This is a genomic window from Rothia sp. HMSC075F09 (assembly GCF_001810515.1).
Classification (GTDB): domain Bacteria; phylum Actinomycetota; class Actinomycetes; order Actinomycetales; family Micrococcaceae; genus Rothia.
Genome location: NZ_KV801794.1, coordinates 79,510 through 102,843, shown reverse-complemented (window position 1 = coordinate 102,843; position 23,334 = coordinate 79,510). Strand labels below are relative to the sequence as shown.

General features: G+C 59.3%; 16 protein-coding genes. 11 read left to right on the top strand and 5 right to left on the bottom strand.

Annotation, left to right across the window (positions count from 1 at the left end):
- The first annotated feature begins 14 nt into the window (after window positions 1–14).
- The 6 genes from mtrA (at window position 15) to secA (ending at window position 9,219) form a co-directional block, all read left to right on the top strand.
- A complete protein-coding gene (mtrA, locus tag HMPREF2749_RS07300) occupies window positions 15–716 on the top strand; it encodes an MtrAB system response regulator MtrA (protein ID WP_005505360.1) in 702 nt (233 codons plus the stop codon).
- A 34-nt stretch (window positions 717–750) separates the two neighbouring features.
- On the top strand, window positions 751–2,502 hold the full coding sequence (gene mtrB / locus HMPREF2749_RS07295; protein WP_049342201.1) for an MtrAB system histidine kinase MtrB: 1,752 nt from the start codon (window positions 751–753) through the stop codon (window positions 2,500–2,502).
- Between the two features lie 234 nt (window positions 2,503–2,736).
- Complete coding sequence (locus tag HMPREF2749_RS07290; RefSeq protein WP_049356525.1) at window positions 2,737–4,443, top strand: LpqB family beta-propeller domain-containing protein; 1,707 nt, start codon at window positions 2,737–2,739, stop codon at window positions 4,441–4,443.
- Window positions 4,444–4,479: 36 nt separating this feature from the next.
- Window positions 4,480–5,364: a ComF family protein gene (locus HMPREF2749_RS07285; RefSeq protein ID WP_239668313.1), complete on the top strand. Its 885-nt coding sequence runs from the start codon at window positions 4,480–4,482 to the stop codon at window positions 5,362–5,364.
- Between the two features lie 209 nt (window positions 5,365–5,573).
- Window positions 5,574–6,215, top strand: a complete 642-nt coding sequence (gene hpf, locus HMPREF2749_RS07280) for a ribosome hibernation-promoting factor, HPF/YfiA family (protein ID WP_239665130.1) — start codon at window positions 5,574–5,576, stop codon at window positions 6,213–6,215.
- A 388-nt stretch (window positions 6,216–6,603) separates the two neighbouring features.
- Window positions 6,604–9,219 carry a preprotein translocase subunit SecA gene (gene secA, locus HMPREF2749_RS07275; RefSeq protein ID WP_049342199.1) on the top strand — a complete coding sequence of 872 codons (2,616 nt, stop codon included), beginning with the start codon at window positions 6,604–6,606 and terminating at the stop codon, window positions 9,217–9,219.
- A gap of 124 nt (window positions 9,220–9,343) precedes the next feature.
- Here secA and HMPREF2749_RS07270 read toward each other — a convergent pair whose 3' ends face one another.
- Both HMPREF2749_RS07270 and HMPREF2749_RS07265 read right to left on the bottom strand, forming a co-directional pair.
- Window positions 9,344–10,021 carry an Rv3235 family protein gene (locus tag HMPREF2749_RS07270; protein ID WP_049342198.1) on the bottom strand — a complete coding sequence of 226 codons (678 nt, stop codon included), beginning with the start codon at window positions 10,019–10,021 and terminating at the stop codon, window positions 9,344–9,346.
- 94 nt (window positions 10,022–10,115) lie between these two features.
- Window positions 10,116–11,078, bottom strand: a complete 963-nt coding sequence (locus tag HMPREF2749_RS07265) for a LysM peptidoglycan-binding domain-containing protein (protein WP_070593942.1) — start codon at window positions 11,076–11,078, stop codon at window positions 10,116–10,118.
- A gap of 213 nt (window positions 11,079–11,291) precedes the next feature.
- On the opposite strand from HMPREF2749_RS07265, the gene HMPREF2749_RS07260 reads away from it, so the two are divergent.
- A complete protein-coding gene (locus HMPREF2749_RS07260) occupies window positions 11,292–11,954 on the top strand; it encodes a histidine kinase (protein ID WP_236146102.1) in 663 nt (220 codons plus the stop codon).
- A gap of 183 nt (window positions 11,955–12,137) precedes the next feature.
- Here the strand turns inward: HMPREF2749_RS07260 and HMPREF2749_RS07255 are convergent, their stop codons facing one another.
- Complete coding sequence (locus tag HMPREF2749_RS07255) at window positions 12,138–12,371, bottom strand: helix-turn-helix domain-containing protein (RefSeq protein ID WP_005505378.1); 234 nt, start codon at window positions 12,369–12,371, stop codon at window positions 12,138–12,140.
- 361 nt (window positions 12,372–12,732) lie between these two features.
- On the opposite strand from HMPREF2749_RS07255, the gene HMPREF2749_RS07250 reads away from it, so the two are divergent.
- The 3 genes from HMPREF2749_RS07250 to HMPREF2749_RS07240 all read left to right on the top strand — a co-directional run bounded on the left by HMPREF2749_RS07250 (window position 12,733) and on the right by HMPREF2749_RS07240 (window position 16,995).
- Window positions 12,733–13,425 carry an SAF domain-containing protein gene (locus HMPREF2749_RS07250; RefSeq protein WP_049342226.1) on the top strand — a complete coding sequence of 231 codons (693 nt, stop codon included), beginning with the start codon at window positions 12,733–12,735 and terminating at the stop codon, window positions 13,423–13,425.
- On the top strand, window positions 13,422–15,098 hold the full coding sequence (locus HMPREF2749_RS07245; protein WP_070593924.1) for a CpaE/TadZ family protein: 1,677 nt from the start codon (window positions 13,422–13,424) through the stop codon (window positions 15,096–15,098). The genes HMPREF2749_RS07250 and HMPREF2749_RS07245 overlap by 4 nt, the downstream gene beginning before the upstream one ends.
- 322 nt (window positions 15,099–15,420) lie before the next feature.
- Complete coding sequence (locus tag HMPREF2749_RS07240; RefSeq protein WP_070593922.1) at window positions 15,421–16,995, top strand: sensor histidine kinase; 1,575 nt, start codon at window positions 15,421–15,423, stop codon at window positions 16,993–16,995.
- A gap of 155 nt (window positions 16,996–17,150) precedes the next feature.
- Here the strand turns inward: HMPREF2749_RS07240 and HMPREF2749_RS07235 are convergent, their stop codons facing one another.
- Window positions 17,151–17,399, bottom strand: a complete 249-nt coding sequence (locus HMPREF2749_RS07235) for a WhiB family transcriptional regulator (RefSeq protein ID WP_005505386.1) — start codon at window positions 17,397–17,399, stop codon at window positions 17,151–17,153.
- A 480-nt stretch (window positions 17,400–17,879) separates the two neighbouring features.
- Here HMPREF2749_RS07235 and HMPREF2749_RS07230 point away from each other — a divergent pair, with 480 nt between their 5' ends.
- Window positions 17,880–18,320 carry a hypothetical protein gene (locus HMPREF2749_RS07230; protein ID WP_049345783.1) on the top strand — a complete coding sequence of 147 codons (441 nt, stop codon included), beginning with the start codon at window positions 17,880–17,882 and terminating at the stop codon, window positions 18,318–18,320.
- Window positions 18,321–18,385: 65 nt separating this feature from the next.
- On the opposite strand, the gene HMPREF2749_RS07225 is transcribed toward HMPREF2749_RS07230, so the two are convergent.
- Window positions 18,386–22,894: an FtsK/SpoIIIE domain-containing protein gene (locus HMPREF2749_RS07225; protein WP_246823515.1), complete on the bottom strand. Its 4,509-nt coding sequence runs from the start codon at window positions 22,892–22,894 to the stop codon at window positions 18,386–18,388.
- Window positions 22,895–23,334: the final 440 nt, after the last annotated feature.

The window sequence follows — 23,334 nt, the reverse complement described above, 5'->3', positions numbered from 1 at the left end:
TTTAGGGAGGTACTGTGAGCGCAAGCGACGCACACACCATTTTGGTGGTTGATGACGATGATGCTCTGGCGGAAATGATTGGCCTCGTGCTCGCGCAAGAGGGCTTTAACGCTGTTTTCTGCGAAAATGGCAGCCGCGCTTTTGAAACTTTTATGCGCTCCACTCCCGATTTGGTGCTTTTGGATTTGATGCTTCCTGGCATGAACGGTATTGAAGTGTGCCAGCAAATTCGCCGTTCTTCTAATGTGCCGATTATTATGTTGACCGCTAAAAGCGACACTGAAGATGTTGTTAAGGGTCTTGAAGCTGGCGCTGATGATTACATTGCTAAGCCTTTTAAGCACGCTGAATTGTTGGCGCGTATTCGTACCCGTTTGCGTCCGCGTGAGAGCCGTCAGCTGGTGGTGTCCATTGGCGATATTGTCATGGATATGGACGGTCGTACCGTCAAGTACCACAGCACTGAGGTTCCAATGACTCCTCTGGAGTTTGACCTGTTGGCCGCGCTGGTTCGTCACCCGGGTCAGGCGTTGAGTCGTCAGGAACTGCTGGACATGGTCTGGGGTTACACTGATGTGAGCGATTCGCTGGTAAACGTGCACGTCCAGCGTTTGCGCGCTAAGTTTGATGAGCTGGGTGCGGATCGTTTTATCCAGACGGTCCGTGGCGTTGGCTATAAGATTCCGACCGAGCTGGTGGGATCTTCCGGTAGCTAATCGGAACCTATTCATAGGCGAAGGGATAACCTGATTGTCTGTTGCGAAGTCGAGCCATGAGCACGGCGCTTTGACGGCGGAGGCGGTAGCCTCCGCCTCTTCGCGTACCCGCACTTCCAAGCCGCGTAAGGCACAGAAGCAGCGTAGGAACCTGATGCAGCGCGCTCAGCGTCTGTGGAAGGAATCTCTGCAGTTCCGTGCTCTGGGAACCGCGGGCATCATGATGTTCCTGAGCTTCTTGATGGTGGGTTGGTCCTTGTCGAGCCAGATTGCATCGAGTCTTTTTGAGAATCAGAAGAGCCAGGCGTTGGCGGAATCAGAGAGTGGTTTCCGCAACGTTCAGAGCGTGCTGGACTCCTCTGAAGCCCGTAGTGACAGCGAGATTCGTCGTAATGTGAGCCGTACCCTGACCGTCTTGGACGCGGGTAGCTCGGGTAAGCGCAATTGGATTCTTGTGCCTTTGGAAGGTCAAGGTAAGCAGGGTTTTATTCCTGAGCAGAGCAGTAATAATTCTTTGAATTCTTCGAGTATTCCGAATGATTTTAAAAAAACTGTTCGTGATAAGGACGGTATTTTCTGGCAGACGTCTACGGTGACTACTGTCGAAAATAATCGTGAGCGCACCTATCCGGTGCTTATCGTTGGTACACATATTTCTATTTCTCAGAACCCTAATTACGGTTTGTTCCTTGTGTACGATATGACGGATTCTTCCGCCACGATTGCGCATATTAACTTTGTTCTTTTTGGTGGTTTCTGTGCACTGCTTACTGTGGTGCTTTCTGTGGTGTGGATTGTGACTCGTTTTGTGGTCCGCCCGATTACGCAGACCGCTATTACGGCGGAGAAGCTGGCTGCTGGCGACCTGGATCAGCGTGTGTCTGTACACGGTGAGCATCAGGCGGCGCGTCTGGGCTATTCCTTCAACCTGATGGCTGACTCGCTGCAGGAGAAAATTGTTCAGCTGGAGCGCCTGTCGACTTTGCAGCAGCGCTTCGTATCTGACGTTTCTCATGAGTTGCGCACTCCGCTGTCGACGGTGCGTTTGGGTACTGAGCTGCTGTACGATTCGCGTGAGAATATGAACCCGATGCAGGTCCGTAGCGTGGAGCTTCTGCATGAGCAGGTGGACCGTTTCCAGTCAATGCTTTCTGATCTGCTCGAGATTTCGCGCTTCGATGCTGGTAGCGCAATGCTGACCATTGACACGGAAGACTTCATCCGTGTTCTCTCGAATATTTTGCAGGAGGCTCTGCCTCATCTGGAACGTACGCATACGAAGCTGAACGTGCATACGAGCCATGAGAGCATCATGGTGGATATGGACCGTATACGTATTGAGCGTGTGCTCCGTAACCTGCTGTACAACGCGATTGAGCACGGCGAATCCCGACCGATTGACGTGTACGTGGGTGCGAACGCCACGAACCTGGGTGTTGCGGTGCGTGACCACGGTATCGGTCTGTCTGAGGACGAAGCCGTTCAGGTGTTCAACCGTTTCTGGCGTGCTGATACTTCTCGTAAGCGCACTCTGGGCGGTACGGGTCTGGGCCTATCGATTGCTGCTGAGGATGTGCGTCTGCACGGTGGCACGATTGAGGCGTGGGGCGAGAAGGGCCGCGGTGCCTGCTTCACGATGAACCTGCCGCTGATTCATGGTGCGCCTTTGGGTGAGTCGCCGGTTCTTGTGACGGGTGAGCCTGAGGCAATCTCGCATCGTTCGGCGACTGCGAAGGATACGCTGCCCAATATTGCTCCTCGTGTGAACATTGAGGACGAGCTCTAAGGGGTTCGGGCGGGGAGAGGCTTACGCTTCTGCCGTATATCGATGTGTTGGTGTTGCTCGGCTGTATTTACGCTTATCCTTGCGTATTTGCACTGTTTACCCAGTACAATCAATGCAGGTATATTTTCACGGTGTTGCTATTTCACTGTGGTTATCTTTTCACCGCGCTGCGATGGCCTGCAGCGTTAGCAGGTGATGGTTTGTCTTTGTTCGTAGAGGAAGGTTAAGACCTCCATGTCTCACAGGGCTATTGTTTCTCGACGCGCCGTGCTGTCTTGGGGTGCGGTGTCTTTGGCGACGCTCGTGAGCTCTTGCGCGGGTCTTCCCTCAAACAATCGAGTGACTCAGCACAGTAGCGGTCTGGAAGTGAAGAGTGTTAATACTTCTCCGGCGCGTGCGCCGGGTCCGCTGGCGGGTGCTACTCCCGAGGCGATTATTGAGGGCTTCGTGCGTGCTGGTGTGGATAGCATTGAGAATTATGCGGTGGCGCGCCAGTATTTGAGTTCTTCTTTTGCAGGCCGTTGGAATCCTATGGGTACGACTCGTGTGTACCGTAATACGGTGCAGCCTCGTAGCGACGATAGCGGAACTGCCGAGGGGATGTACCATGTGCGTTTCCAGCAGACGGCGACTGTGAATAGTCAGGGTATTACGAGCACCTTCCCGGAGGCTCAGACTGAGACTCAGGATTTCACCATGGTTATGGAAGATAACCAGTGGCGTATTAGCTCCTGCCCGGATGGTCTGTGGCTGGATGGTGCCGAGTTTGAGCGCGTGTTTAGCCCGTGCCGCCTGTACTTCTACGATCGTGCGTTCCGTTATGCTGTGCCGGATATTCGTTGGTTCCCGCATACGGACCGTTACTTTGAGCTGCTGGTGCGTACCCTCATGATTGGTCCTGCATCCTACTTGAAGGATGTTGCGTTCTCGGCGTTGAATGAGTCGATGAGCCTTGAGACCGCTAACATGAGCGATAACCAGGATGTGCTGGTTCGCCTCTCGGGTGAGCACCTGGACGATAACCGTTTGGCGCGTGTGCGTGAGCAGATTATGCACGGCTTGGAGAACTTCTCGGGTCTGGGCAAGACTGAGGTTTTCTATAACGGCACTCTGATTCCTGAGAACGCGCCGAGCGGCTTTTCTGCGGTGAAGCTGAACCCGGGTGTTCCTGCCCGCACGGTTGCTATTAATTCGAACGGCCAGATGGTGGCGCGCGATGACTATATGAGCAATGCGGGTGAGCAATTGCTTCTGCGTGGCGTGACCCAGTTGAGTTCCCCGGCGATGGGCTATTCGGCGGATGTTTACGCCTGCTTGGCGAACGATGCCGCGAGCCTGTACACGGTGTATCAGGGCACTGCCCGCCGCGTGTGGCAGAGTACCGCTCTGACTGCTCCCAGTTTTGATGCGTATGGCTGGGTGTGGGCAGCCGATGGTGAGGGTATTGTTCGTGCCTTCAAACCGGATTCTGAGGATGCAACCGAGCGTGAGCGCGGTGTTGATATTGGTCTGTCCTGGCAGCGTAATTTGAGCTTTACGAGCGTGAACGTTTCACACGATGGTGCCCGCATGGCGATTGTGGCCTCTACTGAGGGTGCGTCGGCTGTGATTATTTCCGGTATTGTGCGTGATGATGCCGGTAAGCCTCTGCGTCTGACGGAGATGGTGCGTCTGAGCTCTTCTGTGACTCCGCGTAATGCCCGTTGGGCTGGCGACCAGAGCGTCGTGGTGGTGAACGTGAAGAATGGTGAGTCTGAGGTGATTTCCCTCAGCGGTGAAGAGACGAAGCTGGACCGTTTGGATGGTGTGATGACCATTTCGACGGCGGATAATACGTCGAATATTATTGCTCACCGTTCTGACGGTTCGTGCTACCTGATGGAGGAGCGCGGCTGGATTCGCCTGGACACGACCCTGCACGAGATTAGTTACGCCGGTTAGCCTCGGGTAGGCGCGAGCGAGGAAAGGGTGCTTTCGGTGAGTTCAGTACAGCGTGGTTTGAACGATTCCGTGAATGGGTCCTGGAGCAAGTCTCTGACCGGGCTTGCGGGCGCTCTCAAGAGTGCCGGCGGGTCTTTGGGGGAGGTGCTGATGCCGCGTACTTGCCCGTGCTGTGCGGTGCCGGTCGCCTATGGGGCAGGCTCGCCACTGTGTGAGGCTTGCTTGCCGCAGTTGCGTTCGGCGTTGGCTAAGGTGGAGCGAGTATATGCTCTGCAACCTCTTGATGGCGCGGCTGCTCCCGAGGTGCGTGCGGCATCCCGTTATGAGGGGATCATGCCGCGTGCCCTGTTGGCGTTGAAGAATGCGGGCCGTACCGACCTGCTGCCCCTGTTGGGAGAGGGTTTGGCGCGTAGCGTGTATGAGCTTCTTCGGGCTCACCGGGAGGGGCTTCAGCCGGAGTCTGCTTCTTCAGTCCCGGTTGAGGTTCTGCTGATTCCGGCGCCGTCCTCTGCTCAGAGCGTGCGCCGCCGCGGCTATGCGCCGGCGAATCTTTTGGTGCAGGAGGCGGCGCGCCAGCTTAATAAGCGTCTGCCTGCCTCGGTGCGGGTGCGCGCTGTGGACGTTATCGGGTACGTTCCTCACAACCGGCGGGGGAGCGGCGCCTCCATTATTTCTGATGCGATTTCCGGTGCGCAGAACGAGCAGAAGAGCCTGGGCGCTGTGGGGCGTGCCGAGCGGATGCACGGTGCCTTGCGCGTCATGGAGCCTGCCCTGTGCACGGGTCGGGTGAGCGTTATTTGTGATGATGTGGTGACCACCGGTGCGACCGCCTCTGAGATGGTGCGTGTGCTACAGGAATCCGGTTCGCGGGTGCTGGGCGTGTGTGCTGTGGCGGCGGTACCGAAAAAGGCTCAGACATAGCGTTTCTTGTAGTTAGTTGCAAGAGATACACGATTTTTGGCGAATAAAGTTCGCAGACGGACGAATAGCTATTATTTAGGCTAAATATTTGTCATATCTAGTGATATGAAACATGTTTCGTACTAGAATATAGACAAGGGAACGGCATTGGAGTCGAACCCCCGTACCGGGTCCAGCCGGACGCGGTATAAGCCCCCAACCTGGAGGGAATGATCGTGGAAGTCAACATCTACGGCCGCAATATCAAGGTCACCGAACGCCTGGAAGAGTACGTGAGCGAGAAGGTTCAGAAGTTCGCTCAGCTCGGCGATAACGTGAAGGACATCGACGTCAAGTTCAGCAAGGACGGTCACCTGGGTGGCGAGTCCATCCGCGTTGAGATTACCGTTGTTGGTACTGGTCCTGTCCTCCGTTCCGAAGCCCAGGGTCACGACAAGTTCGCGGTCTTCGATGAAACCTACGGCAAGCTCCTGGAGCGTCTGCGCCGTGCACGTGACCGCCGCAAGCTGCACAAGCGCGGTGGCAAGCACCCCGTCTCCGTGGCGGACGCTACCGGATCGATTCCTGTGGTTACCGAAGCAATTACCGAGATTCTGTTGCCGGATGTTCCGGTGGAAGAAGCAGCATTCGACAACAGCGAGGTCACCCTCGCCGACGAGGCCGCATCTCCCATCGAGATTCGCCACAAGAGCTTCAAGGGTGAGCGTCTGACTCCCGCAGAAGCTGTTGACCGTATGGAACTGGTCGGCCACGACTTCTACCTGTACATTGACAGCGAGACCGGCGCACCGGCTGCGGCATACCGTCGTAAGGGCTGGAGCTACGGCATCATTACTCTGGACAACGAGTAAAAACTAACGTACCTGCTGGATGCTGAGGCGTAAGGCTCTTTAGGGGTCGTACTCAGCGAGTAGGCTCAAGACCCGGGCGGTCTGGGAATACACACCGTGTTTCTCCAGGCCCCCGGGTTTTTCTCTGCCTTCTACAGCTGAGGTTCTCGGCTCGGATTCTCAGCGCGGGGATGCGCCCGACCCCAGAATTCGGTGCTCCCTCCACCTCAGCCAGAGGATGAACGACGCGCAACATTACCAAATGTCACCTCGTGGGCGTACAGCGTAAAAAATAGCTCGGACGGGCGAATTAGGCGGCTCTGCCATACAATATGTAGGAAGGCCTCACCGCGCGCACTTTCGCGCGCCCTTGGTGAGGGTACCGAAACAAGCAAGGAGTAGAAGCTCAGTGGCATCTTTCTTGGAGAAAATCCTCCGAACCGGCGATAAGAGGGTTCTGCGACAGCTCGAAGCGTACACTAAGGCGGTGAACTCGCTCGAGGACAGCTTCGCATCGATGACCGATGAGGAACTGCGAGCGGAAACCGACAAGTTCCGCGAGCGCGTCAAGGACGGCGAATCCCTCGACATTATGCTGCCGGAGGCCTTTGCGGTGGTCCGTGAAGCATCCAAGCGCACCCTGGGCAAGCGCCACTACGACGTGCAGCTCATGGGTGGTGCAGCGCTGCACCTGGGCAACATTGCCGAAATGAAGACCGGTGAGGGTAAGACCCTCGTCGCGACCCTGCCCGCGTACCTGAACGCGTTGAGCGGCAAGGGCGTGCACATTGTGACCGTGAACGACTACCTGGCTGAGTACCAGGCGAACCTCATGGGTCGTGTGTTCCGCTTCCTCGGCATGGAGTGCGGCGTGATTCTCTCCTCCATGGAACCTGACGAGCGTCGTAAGCAGTACGCCGCAGACATCACCTACGGTACGAACAACGAGTTCGGCTTCGACTACCTGCGCGACAACATGGCGTGGACCGTGGAGGAGCAGGTTCAGCGCGGCCACAACTTCGCCATTATCGATGAGGTGGACTCCATCCTGATTGATGAGGCGCGTACCCCTCTGATTATTTCCGGCCCCGCAGCCGGTGAGGCAAACCGCTGGTATGCAGAGTTCGCGCGCATTGCCGCAACCCTGCTCAAGCGCGGTGAAGACTACGAAGTAGACGAGAAGAAGCGCACCGTCGGCATCCTCGAATCCGGCATTGATAAGGTGGAAGACCACCTGGGTGTGAAGAACCTCTACGAATCCAAGAACACCCCGCTCATTGGCTTCCTGAACAACTCCATCAAGGCGAAGGAGCTGTTCACCAACAACAAGGACTACGTGGTCATTGACGGCGAGGTCCTGATTGTTGACGAGCACACCGGTCGTATTCTGCCGGGCCGCCGCTACAACGACGGCATTCACCAGGCGATTGAGGCGAAGGAAGGCGTCGAAATCAAGCCTGAGAACCAGACCATGGCGACCGTGACTCTGCAGAACTACTTCCGCATGTACGACAAGCTCTCCGGTATGACCGGTACCGCGGAAACCGAAGCGGCAGAGTTCATGAACACCTACGAGCTCGGCGTGGTGCCCATCCCCACCAACAAGGGTGTGCAGCGCATCGACAACCCCGATAAGGTGTACCGCGACGAAATTGCCAAGTTCAAGGCGGTCGTCAAGGACATTAAGGAACGCCACGAGAAGGGCCAGCCGATCCTGGTGGGTACCGCAAGCGTGGAGAACTCCGAATACCTTTCTCGCCAGCTGGCGAAGGCAGGCGTGCGCCACGAGGTGCTGAACGCAAAGAACAACGAGCGTGAGGCTGCTATTGTTGCGCAGGCGGGCCGTAAGGGTGCCGTCACCGTGGCAACCAACATGGCTGGTCGCGGTACCGACATCATGCTCGGCGGTAACCCCGAATTTGAGGCCGTCGAGAAGATGCGTGAGCTCGGCCTGGACCCGAACACCAACTCCGAAGAGTACGAGGCACGCTGGCCCGAGGTTCTGAAGGCCTGCGAAGACGCCGCTAAAGAAGAGCATGATGAAGTCACCAAGCTCGGTGGCCTGTACGTGCTCGGCACTGAGCGTCACGAGTCCCGCCGTATCGACAACCAGCTGCGCGGTCGTTCCGGCCGCCAGGGTGACCCGGGCGAGTCCCGCTTCTACCTGTCGCTGACCGACGAACTGATGCGCCTGTTCAACACCGGCATGGCGACCCGCCTCATGGCGGCAGCCCCCGAGGACTCCGCACTGGACTCCAAGATCGTTAGCCGCGCTATCGCTACCGCACAGGCAAACGTTGAGGGCCGTAACGCTGAGCAGCGTAAGAACGTGCTCAAGTATGACGACGTGCTCAACCGCCAGCGTGAAGCGATTTACAAGGACCGCGGTCGCATCCTGCACGGTGACGACCTGAAGGAACAGATTTCCGGCTTCGTGGACGAGGTGCTGACCACCATCATTGACGCCCGCGTCTCTGAAGGCCACGCCGAGGACTGGGACTTCGACGAGCTCTGGAGCGCCCTCAAGCAGGTGTACCCCATCTCCATCACCGTGGACGACCTGGCAGAGGACGCCGGCGACCGCACCAAGATCACTCGCGACCAGATCGTGAAGGAAGTTTTGGCGGACGCACACCTCATCTACGAGGAGCGTGAAAAGAGCGTCGGCGAAGAGAGCATGCGCGAAATTGAACGCCGCGTCATGCTGTCCGTCATTGGTGAGCGCTGGCCCGAGCACCTGTACGAGATGGAATACCTCAAGGAAGGTATCGGTCTGCGTGCAATGGCTCAGCGTGACCCGCTGGTCGAGTACCAGCGTGAAGGCTACGACATGTACCAGTCGATGCTCGGTGCGGTCCGTGAAGAGACCGTGACCTACCTGTTCAACCTGGACCTGTCCAAGCAGCGTACTCAGGCTTCTGCTGTGCGCCTGGCTGAGCCTTCGCGCCCGAAGTTCCTGCAGTACTCCGCCCCCGATGAGGACGGTCACGAGCAGGTTCACGTTGAGCGCACCAAGGAGAGCTAGCCTCGGTGTAAACCCGGCGTAAACCCGAAAACGCTATAGACGCAACAGAGAGGGTGCGAATCCAATACCGGATTCGCACCCTCTCTGTTTGTCTGTGTGTTTTGTAGGGGAAGCCGGGGAAGCCTTAGTCTTCGTCCAAGCGGCTCTGCGGCTGCTCGATGGAGGTAATCAGCCACATGCCGTGAATCAGCCGCATCTGCATGGTCACCACGCGAACCTTATCCGCACAACGCAATAGCGCCACCGCCTCGTAAAGCTCCTCGTGCACCTTCTGCGCTCGCACCCGCAGCAGAACCGGCGGAAGAGTCAACAGCATCTCCTTGCGCACCTGACGCGGATTTTTGGGGAAGAACGGTAGCAGACGGTGGAAACAATCTGCTGACACCCACTGCGCCAGCTGCTGACGCGAACGACGAGCCGACATGATCTCCAGGTAAGCAATCGCCACACCCGCGCAACGACCCTCCAACTGGCGAGCCAATGCATCCGCAGGACGCAGCGGGCGGCCCCTCTTCACTACCTTCGGGCGTTGCGCCGAATGCTGCTCATAACGCGGCAGCGGCAACAGCGAATAGACCGACGCGCTGTTCCGCCTCTGCACCAGAGCCATCGTGCCCTGCCCCTGCTCCGGTAGCGGAGCGACCTGCTCGGCACTCGCGGGCTGGGGCACCGACTGAGCCACCGGCTGGGAGGTGCGAGCCGCCTGACGCTTTGAATACGGGCTGGCAGGCTGGTTGTCGCGGGAGGCAGGCTGATGCGGCGGGGTCCACGGGGAACGGGGGAGAAGGTTGGAGAAGCTCATGACGGCTCCTTTCGGTGCAGGGGTATGTGAGGTGAGTCGAGCGAACGAAAGACTGTTGGGATGAGGCGGAATGGGGTGGAAGACGCGGGTGAGGTTAGTGAACGGGCTGTTCGGGGATCTGTAGAACCTGCCCCTCGTAGAGCAGCTCGGCGTTCTGACCCAGAGCGTCCTTATTCGCCTCGTAAATATCGAGAGTGTAGTCGTAAATGGTGGAGGCGTCGGTGCCTTCACCCAGCTGCTCGGCGGCAATTGACCAGAGCGTATCGCCCGCCTGGACCGTGTAGGAGTAGGTGCCCGCCTCAGCGCGGGGTGGGGAGAAGAACGGGCTGCGATCCTGCAGCGAGCCTGCCGCCTCCGAAGGCTGAGGAGCCAGGGGAATATCGGGAACCTCAGCAGAGAGTGCCAGAGGAGTAGCGGACTGATCCGGGGCCGTATCGGAGAGAGCCGCATCTGCGTTGGAGCCCGGGCTGGCATCTGCCGTCGCGGTGCCCATTGAAGCTGCAGCGCCCATTGAGTCTGTGGTCATGACCGCCGAAATAGTCGTTTGCGGCATGCCCTCCGTGCCGTTTACCCCGGTGTTGCTGGGCGTAACCACCGTAGCTTGCGCGGGAGCCAAGACCGCCCCCACTCCAAGAGCCGTGCCGCCAAGTGTCAGAACGATGCGGCGCATAAAACGCGGACGGAAAATTGCCGGAACCTTCAGCACCGCGCGGTCAGCGTTGTGGCTCGAAACGCGCAAAGACCAAGCGTAGAAGAGCGCGTAGATAAAACTGATGAACCACCAGGCGGTAATGAGGATTGCTACCGCGCCAGCGCAGAGCAACGAAGCATCTGCCAGCGGGTGTGCCGAGGGGATGCGGTGCAGATTCACGCTTAACGCGCCCAAGACCGCGGCGGAAAGTAGGGGAGGGGCGATGAAGAGCAGAGCATCCTGGTAGCTAGCTTTGGTGCTGGTTTCGTGACCTGCGTCAGCGCCGGATGCCAGAGAAGCAACGGATGCAAGGGGATGCGAAGCGAAGGCTGCGGGCGCCTGACCCGGCGTGGAAAGATGGTCCACAATGACCTCCAAATGGTGTGTTTGATGTGTTTTGGTGTTGCTTCATTTATACAGGAAGTCACGCTAAAAATGAAGCAAAAAGCATCAAAATGCATGAAAAACATATAATTTGGTGGAATTTGGTATAAAAATCAGGTTTGAGAATCATCATCTGACCAGAAAATGTCCCGGTTCGTATCCGCCCCCATCCTCAGGTAGGGTCATAGCATGAGAATGGAAAAGTTCCTACGAGACATTGAGGCGCGCCTCGCCTCCGAACGCGCCTGGGATATGGAACAGGACGCCCGCCAAGTCGCCCGCGTCCAGTACTCCACCATCACCCTCGACGACCGCCTCCTCGCGCAGGTCGGCGGCCCCATCCGCATCTGCGCCACCGACATGCAAACCTACGAAGGCAAACTCGAAATGGTTGGCGAAGAATGGGTCAGCATCGAAGCGCGCGGCGAGAACATCATCATCCCCCTGCGCGGAATGCTCTGGTGGGAAGGTGGCATCGCGCCTGGGCGCGCCGATATTCGCCCCGAACGCTACCGCATGAAAATTCAGCTCGCCCTCCGCTCCCTCGCCATGGCGCGCGAACCCGTCCGCCTCTCCCTCGAGGGTGGCACCGTCAGCTACGACGGCGTGATCGAGCGAGTCGGTGCCGACTTCCTTGAACTGCGCCTGCTCAACGGCGGCCAGTACCCGCGCATCTATGAACGCGACCAGTACGCGCGTGCAGCCTACAGCGCGCAGGGAACCTATGGTCAGGGTGGTTATGGGCAGGCTGGTTACGGTCAGGGTGCCTCCGGCTACTCCCGTGCACCTCGCGGCGCCGGCGTGCGCACCATTCCGCTGGCTCGCGTCAGCGCGGTGATTGCCCGCATTTCACGCTAAAAATATGCGACAAATAGCGGGTGATGCCGTCGGAAAGGGCCTTAGTGTAATGTCCTACCCGACAAGCATAAACACCCGCATCAAAGCATAAATACATACAAAAAGGTCCGCCCCTCTCATGCGAGAGGAGCGGACCTTTCTAAAACACTCGAGCATTACGCCCGCGAGGTGTACGTCGAAATACTAATCGACCTTAGCCTTTGCAGTGAGCTTGCCGGAAGCAATCGCCTCCAGAGTCTGCTCGTGGCGCTCGGTAATGTACTCTTCAAAGCGAGAGCGTTCAATACGCCACTGGTTACGTCCACCAATCTGAATGGCGGGAAGTTCGCCGCTACGCACCAGAGCGCGCACCTGCGAAAGCGAAACCTGCAGCTCCTCGGCAACGTCGCTCAGAGTGAGGAAACGAGGTGCAGTCATCGAATTGTTCCTTTCCGTGAGTGAAATCCTGGGCCCCTTAGCCACCGTTAGTGGCCTTTTACATAGAGTCCATACAGAACATCTATTGAGTACTTTCAGTATATGCCATCACCGTGAAATTTGCTCACAAAAAGCCTTATATGAGCTGAAAAGTTATCTAATCACCCCTTCAAAAGGGGCAAGACTCAAAAATATTTCATAAACACGACTCTTGTTGAGAGAGAGTACTAAATGAAATATGCTGTTAGGGCTAGTGTCAGAACCAAATAAAGCACTATCGAAAACACACCACTCGCTCATCGGTCAGTTGAACAACACCGGAATCACCGCCGGCTTCCGCACCGAAAGGCACAACCACATCATGCGCATACGACAGAACGCGACGAAGCGTTCCACCCTCACCGAAACCCATGCCAAGCGTCTCAAAAGGCCCACCGTCAAAGACTGGCGATTCATCCTCGGTGTACTTCTCGTGCTCGTCTCCATCACCGGCGTGCAGCTCTACGTGCAAGCCAACAACAGCAAAACCGAGTACTACACCGCCAAAAGCGAAATCCGCCTCGGCGAGAAGATTACCGAAGACAAACTCGCCCGAGTCGAAGCGAACATAGACTCCGCCAAAGACAAGTACTTCACCCGCGCTGAAGCCGCACAGATGAACGGCAAAATCGCTACCCAGCGCATCCCCGCCGGCAACTTCATCAGCAAAGAATCGGTAGGCACTGAAACCTCCCCGGGGCGCCGCCTCGCCACCGTCAGCATTGATCGCACCGCCGCCTCCGCACTGAAGGCAGGCGAGCGCGTGGACGTGTGGACTTCCGGCCCGCGCAACCCCGACACCAAGAGCGATAACCGCACCGAAAACGGTGCCCGCGCCATCGTCACCAATGCCGAAATCGTTGCCGTAACGGTCGATGAAGGCGTGCTTGGCGCCAACGGCAAAGCAACCGTGCAGCTGTGGGTCAAGGAAGAAGCCCTCGCCGCCCTCGTCAAGGAAAGCAATAGCGACTCCAAGATCAGCCTCATCCCCGGCACCTACGGGGAGGGCCAGTGAACATCCCCGTCATTCTCTACGGCGATGACGGCTCGCTCCTGACCCGCATCGAATCCCAGCGCGGCCGCGTTTCCGTAGCGCGTACCGTGCAGGACTTCAGTGAAGCCGTCGGCATGGCGCACACAGGCATTGCCCGCGTGCTGCTCTGCGTCCACATGCCCGCAGAAATGAGCGCCTCCACCGTGGATGCGCTCGCCGCCTCCGAAGTGCTCCTGGCGGTTATCGCCCCGGACAACCTGCCGCTGCCCACGCATGCGCACCGCATTCGCCCCGAAGCGGCCCTCGAAGAGATCCTGGGCTCGCTCGAACAGGCTGTGGATGCGGCGCTCGCCCGACCCGCCGCAGGTTACGGTATTCCCGCGCAGATTCCGGCTCAGCCGCCCGTTCAGCCTGTTGCCCACCGACCGGAGGGCGTCTACGGTCAGGACGCCGGTTACGGCTACGACGCAGGCTACGGCTACGACAGCGGTTACGGTTACGGTTACGATAACGGAGCTGCTGGCCATGGGGCGGGCGGCTACGGCTACGACCCCGCCGCGGGTACTGCCGTAAACGCCGGCGCGCCCTACGGTGCCGACTACGGAAGTTACGGAATCGACCCCGCAGCCCCCGCCGGAAACGCACCCGGCGCACCCGGCGCGCATGACCCGGCGGAAGCCTCCTCCGTTGTGCCCAGCAACGAGGAATCCGTGCTCAGCCAGGCCGCCGCCATCGTCGACTCTTTCGCACCCGGTAGCGACTACGCCCTGCACATGCAGAACGAGAACAACGACGGTACCCTGCCGCAACACCCCGACATCAACCAGGACCCCGCCGCGCCCTCCCGCTACCAGCCCGGCCACCGCCTCGGCAAGATCGTGACCGTCTGGGGCACTCACGGCGCGCCCGGCCGAAGCACCATCGCATTCAATCTCGCCGCTCTCGCGGCGCAGCAGGGTCAGCAGGTCTGCCTCATCGACGCAGACACCTACGCGCCCAGCCTGGATGCGCTCATGGCGCTCGAGGATACCGGCTCCGGCCTGGCAATTCTCTGCTCGGATGCCGACCGTGCCCAGCTCGACGAGAAAAAGGCGGGCGCCATCATGGAGCGAGTGCCCCTCAAAAACGGCACCTTCGACTTCTTGAGCGGCATCACCTCCTCCTCGCGTTGGCCCGAGGTGCGCGCCCGCGCTTTCGCCGAGGTACTCGAATGGCTCAAGCACCGCTACGACCTGGTCATCTGCGATGTTGCCGCCCCCATCGAGGTCGATGAGGAACTGACCTTTGACGGCCTGGCACCGCGCCGTAACGCCGCGACCCTCACCGCGCTCGCCTGTGCCGACCGTGTGATTGCGCTCGGCGAAGCGGACGTCATCGGCCTGCCGCGCCTGATTAACCTCGCCCGCGAGGTGCAGTCGCGCCCGGACCTGTTCGCACCCCAAACGGATGTGCAGTACTGGCTCAACCGCAGCCGCCGCGAAGCCGCCGGATTCAACCCGGAGGCGAAGATGCGCGATAACTGGGCACGCTACCTGTCGGTGTCGCTCACCGGCGTGATTCCGTACGAGCGTAAGGTCATGGACCGTCTGCGCCGCAACGGCGAAGCGCTGCTGGAGGTGGCACCCCGCCACGCGGTCGTGCAGTCCTTCGAGGCGATGCTTGAGGGCATGTACGCGGTGCGCCCCGGCGCTTAACAGCAGTCCCGGCGCGTAAATCCCTCCGCATAAATTAGCGCTTGCTAGAGGCCCGGTTTATCGGTATTCCTCCCGGAACGAGGAGCGCCGATACGCCGGGTTTTCTGCATCTTCACCCAGGGCCAAGGCAGAGACGTGGTGCGAATGTCTCACTATCCAACTGAGGGGTGCATCTCATCTCACTGCGTCATATTTGGGAATAAAAGCCTGCTTCAAGAAATGCTCTGTAAACTATTCCACGTATTGTCGTTTGAATGGGATTTGCGGCGAACAAACCGTAAAATGGTTGAACACACCCGAACTTAGGGAAGCACACAAACATATGTCTTTTGCAGAAGGAATTATGAGCGCCTACGACTTCGGTCCTGGCGATACTGAACGTATTCACCTCATCAAGGGTGAATGGCAGATCATCTCCGATATTGCCCAGAGCGACCTGGTTTTATGGTTCCCCACCGACTACATTGTTGCCGACGGCAGCTCCCCGGATGCCGTATCCGGCCCCAGCGCAACCAGTAGTTTCCGTGCCATCGCTCACGTGCGCCCTTCCAACGTTCGAACCCTCTTCCACCGCGACATCATTCAGCGCGAGATGGACGAGGGAATCCGCGACGAGGCATACCGCGTCTGGATTGACCAGAACATCAGCACCTACACCGATGAGGGAAGCGGTGAAGGCGTCGGTGCTCGACCGCGTGTACACGTGACTTTTGTGCCCATTGTGCGCAATAACCGCACCATCGCACTGCTGACCAGCCACAAGATTGCCACCCCCAATGGTTACCCCTCCATCAGCGACGAGGTCTACGAATTCGCCGCTGACACCATGCTCTCCATGGTGCACTCCGGCCTGTGGCCCGACCCCCTCGCTCAGGGCAACAACACCCAGGGCAACCCCCGCGTGATTGATGGCATTATTGTGCTCGACCGCTCCGGCCGTGTGGTCGTCGCTTCCCCGAACGCGAACTCCATGTACAACCGCATGGGCATGACCGGCTACCTCGAAAAGCAAAACCTTGCCGACGTCACCCGTGCGATGCTTCCTGCCGGTGAACAGGCAGACGAAACCCTGCAGCTGGTCCTTGCCGGTCGTAGCGACCTGCGCACCGAATTGGTTATTGCCCGTGCTCGCGTGACCATGCGATCCATCCCGCTGCTGGTGCAGAGGCGCGCCCGCATCGAGCGTGAGGGCGCCGTGATTCTCTGCCGTGACGTGACCGAGTTGCGCCGCCGCGAGCTGGAGCTCATGACCAAGGACGCGACCATCCGCGAAATTCACCACCGCGTGAAGAACAACCTGCAGACCGTGTCCGCTCTACTGCGCCTGCAGTCACGCCGTATGACCACTGATGAGGCACGTCAGGGCCTGGAGCAGGCGATGCGTCGCGTGGCAACGATTGCTACCGTGCACGAGGCGCTTTCGCAGGGTCTGACTCAGAACGTCGACTTTGACGAGCTAATTGAGCGTCAGTTCCACCTTGCCGCTGAGCTTGCTTCCCCCGGTCAGCACGTGTCTACCAAGCTGATTGGTTCCTTTGGATCTTTGCCGAGCCAGTTCGCCACCCCTCTGGCACTGGTTATCAACGAGGTTGTCGCGAACGCTGTGGAGCACGGCCTGGACGGCGAGACCGGCACCGTGACCCTTGAGGGTATTCGCGGCATCAACGATGAGGGTGAGAACATCCTCACCGTCGTGATTACTGATGACGGTAAGGGCATGGGCGATAAGAAGATTGAAGAGTCCGGCCCGAACGCCTACCGCCCGGTGACCGGTAAGGAAGGCCTGGGCATGCAGATTGTGCGTACCCTGGTGGCAAGCGAGCTGAACGGCTCAATCCGCTGGGAGGCTAACGAACCGACCGGTACCCGCGTGGTCATCACCGCGGTGCTCGTCTAAGCCCCTTCTCGTATGACATATAGAACTGCCGCCGCCCCGAGTACGGGGTGGTGGCAGTTTGCTGTCTAGATAGGTTCTGTATATGACAAAAGCGTGGTGCAGTGACTTTATATCACTGCACCACGCTTTTGATGCCCTATTGAATACTCCGGAAGTTAGGATGCACGGCGGGCACGAGCTGCGCGACGCTTCATCGCACGACGCTCGTCTTCACTGGTGCCACCCCATACGCCGGAGTCCTGGCCGGTCTCGATGGCCCACTTCAGGCAGACGTCTACAACCTCGCAAGAGCGGCAGACAGTCTTAGCCTCTTCAATTTGCAACAGGGCAGGTCCGGTGTTTCCTACGGGGAAGAACAGCTCCGGATCCTTGTCCAAACAAGCTGCACGACTACGCCAATCCACGGTGGACCTCCTTCATGATTTACGGTCTCACGCGGTGGCAAGACACATCTATTTTCCTGTGCGCGTGTCAAATACATCCGCTGACGGGATGCTCACCCAGCGTTAGGGTGAAAATTGACTTATCAACTTTCGCACGTTGGAGCGGATGTGACAAGTACTTTTCTCTAAAAACTTTCAGTATTACACTGAGGCATCTATCACTTAGGTAAACCTTTGTCTAATTGAGGGGGTGGGGAATCGCATGCTGACACGCATATTCTGCGCCGCGTCTCATAGATGAGATGCGGGCGGCCGGGTGAGCGGCGCCTCAGGCATAATATAAAGCGGTACCTACCCCTGAAATACCGCACCGATGACGAGGCGGTGAACCCGAGACAGGGGAGCGCCCACCCGCTAACGCACTAGCGCATCGGAAACATACCAGCATGCCGGACCGAATACACCCCGGTCTGCCCCGCCACTACCCATGAGGAGCCCACCGTGACGTCACGCCCGTTCAACGTCATCTACGCATTCGCCCTGACCGAAACCTTCGCGGCATACATTCTGATTCGCGGCATCCTCTACCCCTTTATTGTCAGCGGTATGTCTACCGCCCAGGCGATTGTGGGCGGCGTACTCCAGGTGCTCATTGCAGCGGGCATGACCTACTTTGGGCTGCGTTTTTACCGTGGTCGCTTCGGCTCGCGCCTGCCCATGATTCTGATTACCCTCTGCACCCTGTGGGTCACCGCAAGCACCCTCGTCATGAACGTGAGTGCTTACGGCCTGAATATCGGCCAGTCCATCACGATTGCGGGTGTTATTGGTGCGGCGACTGCCTTCATCTTCGTGCTCATGCCCAGCAGCCGCCGCTATATTGAGGCGGTCACTGAGGAGTCGGGCGAAGAAGCGGAGAAGTACAGCCGCCGACGCCGCTAAACCCCTAGAGCGTAAACCCCTAACGCCGCTAAACCCTAGATAGCTCGGCGCTAGAGTGCTCAGCTTTAGACCGCTACCGGCACCTTCTGCGTAGCTGTTACAGCCTGTGCAGCCGTGGTCAGTGCCAGGGGAACCTGCGCCGCGCACACGGAGGCGCCATCGACCACCACGATGCGACCGGCGGGCTGCTCGCCCTGCGTGAATCGATCCAGCGGCAGCGCGGTCACCGTGCACATGTCAGCATCCGCTAGGGACGCGGGCGCGAGCAGAAGCGCACGCGAGCATCCCATGAGCGCAGCCAGCAGGGGTGAGGAGGCGCGCCTCGGCCAGGGCGTGTAGGCGACCAGCATCGCGCGGAACTCGCCCCGACGCTCCAGAAGTAGCTGCTGAACGGCGGGCTGCAGGTACTGCAGATCGTCAATGAGCACGAGTGTGCGCGCGGGGTTTGTCACTGAGTCCAGGAGTGCGCGGGTACGCTCCACGCTCGGCGGCTCACCCGACGTGCCGCCATCACCCGATGCGCCGCCAGAACCCTCAAGGACGAGGGTATCCAGCTGCGGGTTGAGTCGAGCAATGCTTTTCAGCAGGGTGCTTTTACCCGCCGACCGGGAACCCTGCACCGGAACTACCGCGCCAGCCGGGGCGCTCAACCACACCGGCATCTGCCGGCGGTCAAATGCGACCAACAGCTTAGCGCCCTGCGGATTGCATGCGGCGTGGGCGGCGGTCACGTACTCGGTCGAGGGCATGCGATAGTACTCGGGGAACTGCCGCAGAAGAGTGCCGGGGCGAGTGTTTGACCCGCTCGAAGCGCTCGCCGCGTTGCGTCGCAGAACCTGAACCAGCTCCTGGAAACCCGCAACGCAGGGCGAAAGAATCGAAGCGCTCAGCGGCTGATCCCCGATTAACTCCTCATTGATGGCACCCTCCACGCAGTAGTGGCTCTGCGCCGGGGTCGGGTAGTCCTTGCTCGTCGAACGCATCAGATCGGCCTCCAAGAAGCGGCGGCTCAACAGCGTGGAATGCGCCGCAGCGGCGAAACGACCGCGCGGGTTCAACGCGGAGGTGAACACCACCGAATAGCCGCGACGGCACCCCTGCGAGAGTAGATCGTAGAGCAGGTTCTCCGTATCGGGTTGGCGGACCAGCGCCTCCAGCCAACTGTCCAGACCGTCCACGACAATGAGCGGGCGGGTGGTAGCCTCGGTGCCCCACAGGTTCGGGACGCGCAGCTCCTCCAGGCAGAAACGCAGATGCGAAAGCTCCTGCGCACCCACGAGCGTCTCAAAGGCACCGGCGTAGGGTTCCAGGTCGCGGTGGAGCGCACCGTCAGAGGTCAGCAGAACAACCGGCGTGCGGGTGGCGAACGCCTGCATCAGAAGCCCGTAAAGCATCGGGGCTCGTTCGGCGCTCTGCGCCAGCAGCGCCAGCGCTTGCTGACCCGACCAGCTGATCGGGCGGCGCACGCCGTATCGGGCAATCTCCAGCTCGCCCAGTAGGTACCCTGCGGAAGCGGTGCCAGAATTGGCGGGTTCTTTAGAATCTACAACCTGAGAGGTAGCCGCCGGATCAATACCGTAGGCTACAGGTTCGCCCACCTGCGCCTCCAGCACGGGCAGCGGGGTGCTCTCGGGAAGCTCCGGCGGAATCGGGCAGTACTCATCCTGAACCGCCGCATTCTTCTGAAGATTCTTTGGTGCGTACTCGAGTTCATAGAGCGCACGAATCTGCTGCGCTGAACGAATCAGCAGCTCATCCTCATGACCGCCGCCCTTCTGAACGGCAGAAGCGGCAGTCAGCTCACGCCAGCCGCCATCCTCAAGACCCAGCACCTGCACCGGACGGGCATCGCTACTTGAGGGGACCGCATCCACTAGCGGGGCGCGGAACGGCAGGGAACGGCCATCCGGCAGGCGCACATACCCGGCACCCGGATGCGCCGCCGAAATATACGCCGCAGACTCATGCTCCAGCAGGTTATAGGAATCCTGCGCGCTCGCCACACGCAAGCAGATACTCGTGGCAATATTGGCGCGAATATCCTGTGAAATAGCGCCCTGCGGACGTTGAGTCGCCAACACCAGGTGCAGACCCAGCGAGCGACCAATCGTGGCGATGCGCATCAGCTCAGCCATAGCGTCCGGCATGGAATCGATGAGCATGCGGAACTCGTCCACCACGATCAGCAGCTCGGGATAGCGCGGAGTGGTACCCGCCGCCTGGCAGGACGCCAGGTAGTCGCGGTAGGAGTTCACGCCGAGCGCCTGCAGATCCACCTCGCGGCGGTGAATATCTGCGCGCAAAAATTCGAGGGCACGCTCCACCGCGGACACATCAAAATTGCTCAACACGCTGAGCGCATGCGGTAGCTGAGCCAGAGGACCCAAACCAGCCGAGCCCTTGAAGTCCACCAGAATCAGGCCGAGGCGCTCGGGCGGGTAACGTAGCGCAGCGCTGAGTACCAGCGAACGCAGCAGCTGCGATTTGCCAGCACCGGTCGTGCCACCGAGCAACCAGTGCGGACCGTGCTCAGATAAACCAATATTCAGCGAACCGCCCGAAGAAACACCCAGGTAGCAGCGAATATCGGAGGCGTAACGCTGAGCGGACCAGCGCTGCAGAACAGACTCCACCGCCATGTCATCGGCGCGGTTCTGCTGCTGAAGAGATGAGAACAGATGCGCCGACTGGTGCACCTGCCCCTCACCGAGCGCGCCCTGCTCCTGCTCGCACCCGGCGCGGTACAGGTTCTCAAGAGCGGCACAGAACGCCTCGAGGCTGAGCCCATCGGCGTGCTGGCACAGACCCTCACACGCCAGAGGATGCACCTGGTAGACACCCTCGGTGGGCTGCACCGGAGGCATCGCATAGCCCTGCGCGCGGTAACGGATGCTTTGACGGTGGCTACCCTCACTCGCGCACTCAACCCAGGCGGCACCAAAAAGCGCACCGGGTGCATGTGCGGAATTATCACCCTCAGCACTGCCCAGCACGCAGAGCGCAGGGGCGTTCATCTTCTGCTCACGCGGGGAGGAGAGCGCGCGGGATTGCGAACCCTCAGCGATAGCACCGGAGGTTAGTGCGGTCAGCAGGGGAGCGTAAACCGCGCTCGCATGCTGCGGCATGAGAATCAGCGGCGGAACCGAGGAAGAAAGCTCCGACTGCAAGCTGCTCTGCAGGGCCTGCAGATACTTCTCCTGCTGCACGTCCGGCAGACAATGCACGCTCACGCCCGGCACCACAGCCAGAGTCTGCAAGAGACTATTGGTGCGCTGCTGATCAGCGCTCTCAGCACCCGCCAACAGAACGTGCACCGAACCCGGATAACCCGCCACCAGCTGCACCAGGTAGGCGCGCAGATGCGCCTCCTCCAGATTCAGGTAGTGACCGAGAGTCGGGGTGGGTAGCGGCAGATAGTGGGGCGCATCCTGCTTTTCCAGAGTGCCCAGCGGGAGGTTGCGGCCGCGCAGGTAGGGCTGGCGGGGACCGCACCCGAGCACAATAGCCGGGTAGGCGGCATCATGCAGGGCAGAGGGGCCCGAAATCGCCAGATCGCCCGCGGTCGGCAGGGCGAGGGCACGTTCCTTTTCCTGCTCAGCCGCCTGATGAGTTTGCTGCGATGCGGCACGGTTCTCCGCCCGACCACCAAAGAAATGCAGAAGCATCAGCAGTGAAGACGCCGCAGACATCAGCAGAAGGAACCACATACCGGTCACCAGCGCAATAATCAGACCCACCACAATCGGCAGGCACACGCTCAACAGAATCTGCTTGAGCTTACGCGGCGCGGGAGGGTTCACCACCATCGGCTCAAAGGGGTTTCCGGCATCGCCCAGGGGAGCGAGCATCTGCGCGGGCTCGCCCGGGGAAGAACCGGGGGCAGCGGTAGCGCTCGCCTTCGTGGTGGTGCGTTCGCCGTGACCTGTAGGGGAGGTGAGCATGCAGAGTGAGGAGCCGAGGCGGAAAGGCTCGTCCCAGCGCAGGATGCGCGGCTCGGCGCTCTGCACCTTCTTGCCGCCCTGTGCTTTCATACTGCTCTGCACCTTCTCGCTACCCTCGCTTGCGGCGGGGTGTTTCTCGATCCAGCGGATGCCGGAGCTGTCGGCGTAGAAGCTACCGTGCACCGGCTTGAGGAAGGGATCCTGCAGATGAATATGGTGCGGCTGCTCTCCTCCGCGGGGAGCTAGAGCCACCCTGCCGAGGCTGGTGCGGCCGCGGCTGATGGGGAAGGTTGCGCCCGCGTCGGGTCCGCGCAGAATGTGCAGGAGGCTGACGGCGGGCGCGCCCGGAGTTTGAGATTCGTTCGGGATGTGGCTGTTTGGCGCATTCGAGGCGCCGGCGGGGTTCTTATCGTGCGCGGGGAGTAGCTGGAACGTTGTATCCCGCGCCTGAGCGTGCGCGCCGGCGGCAGAGTGTTGCAGGGCATGGTTGAGCGCCTGCTCTAGAGCCTGCCGGTGTGCGCTACCGGGGCGCAGCTGTATTCCGGTGGGTGCCGCCTCGCCGTCGAGTCGGAGTACGCGGGGGTAGGGGAGCGTGTCGGTGATGTTGTGGTGGTCGAGAAAGAAGAGAGTCATACCCTCAGAAAACATTAAAAAGTATTAAAGCTCAATAAATTATCTGTTCATAAACTAAAGTGTTCGTATTTTTTGAATTTTTCGCCCCGTTTTTCGAAAAATTGTGGATAAACCACCTCAATCACCTCTCGCATACACCGGTGCGCATCCCCAAAAGTGCTGATGGGGGTACTTCTTTGTAGCGTGTGAGAGCCATGAAACGCCCCCTCGAACCACCCTCTGTGCCTACAGCTCTAGGTGGTGGCTAATTACCGCCGCAACTAGGACAGGGTGAATATTTACCCGTAAATAAAATTCCTTCACCATGAGTAGACCGTAAAAATCCGCAGAAGAAAGAACTGTCTCAGACCCGCTTGACCTCGGGGTTCGCGAAGAATATTCACACAGAGAAAGAGTGTGCGAACAATAGTCCAAAAGCCCCTAAAAGCACGTCATAAGTA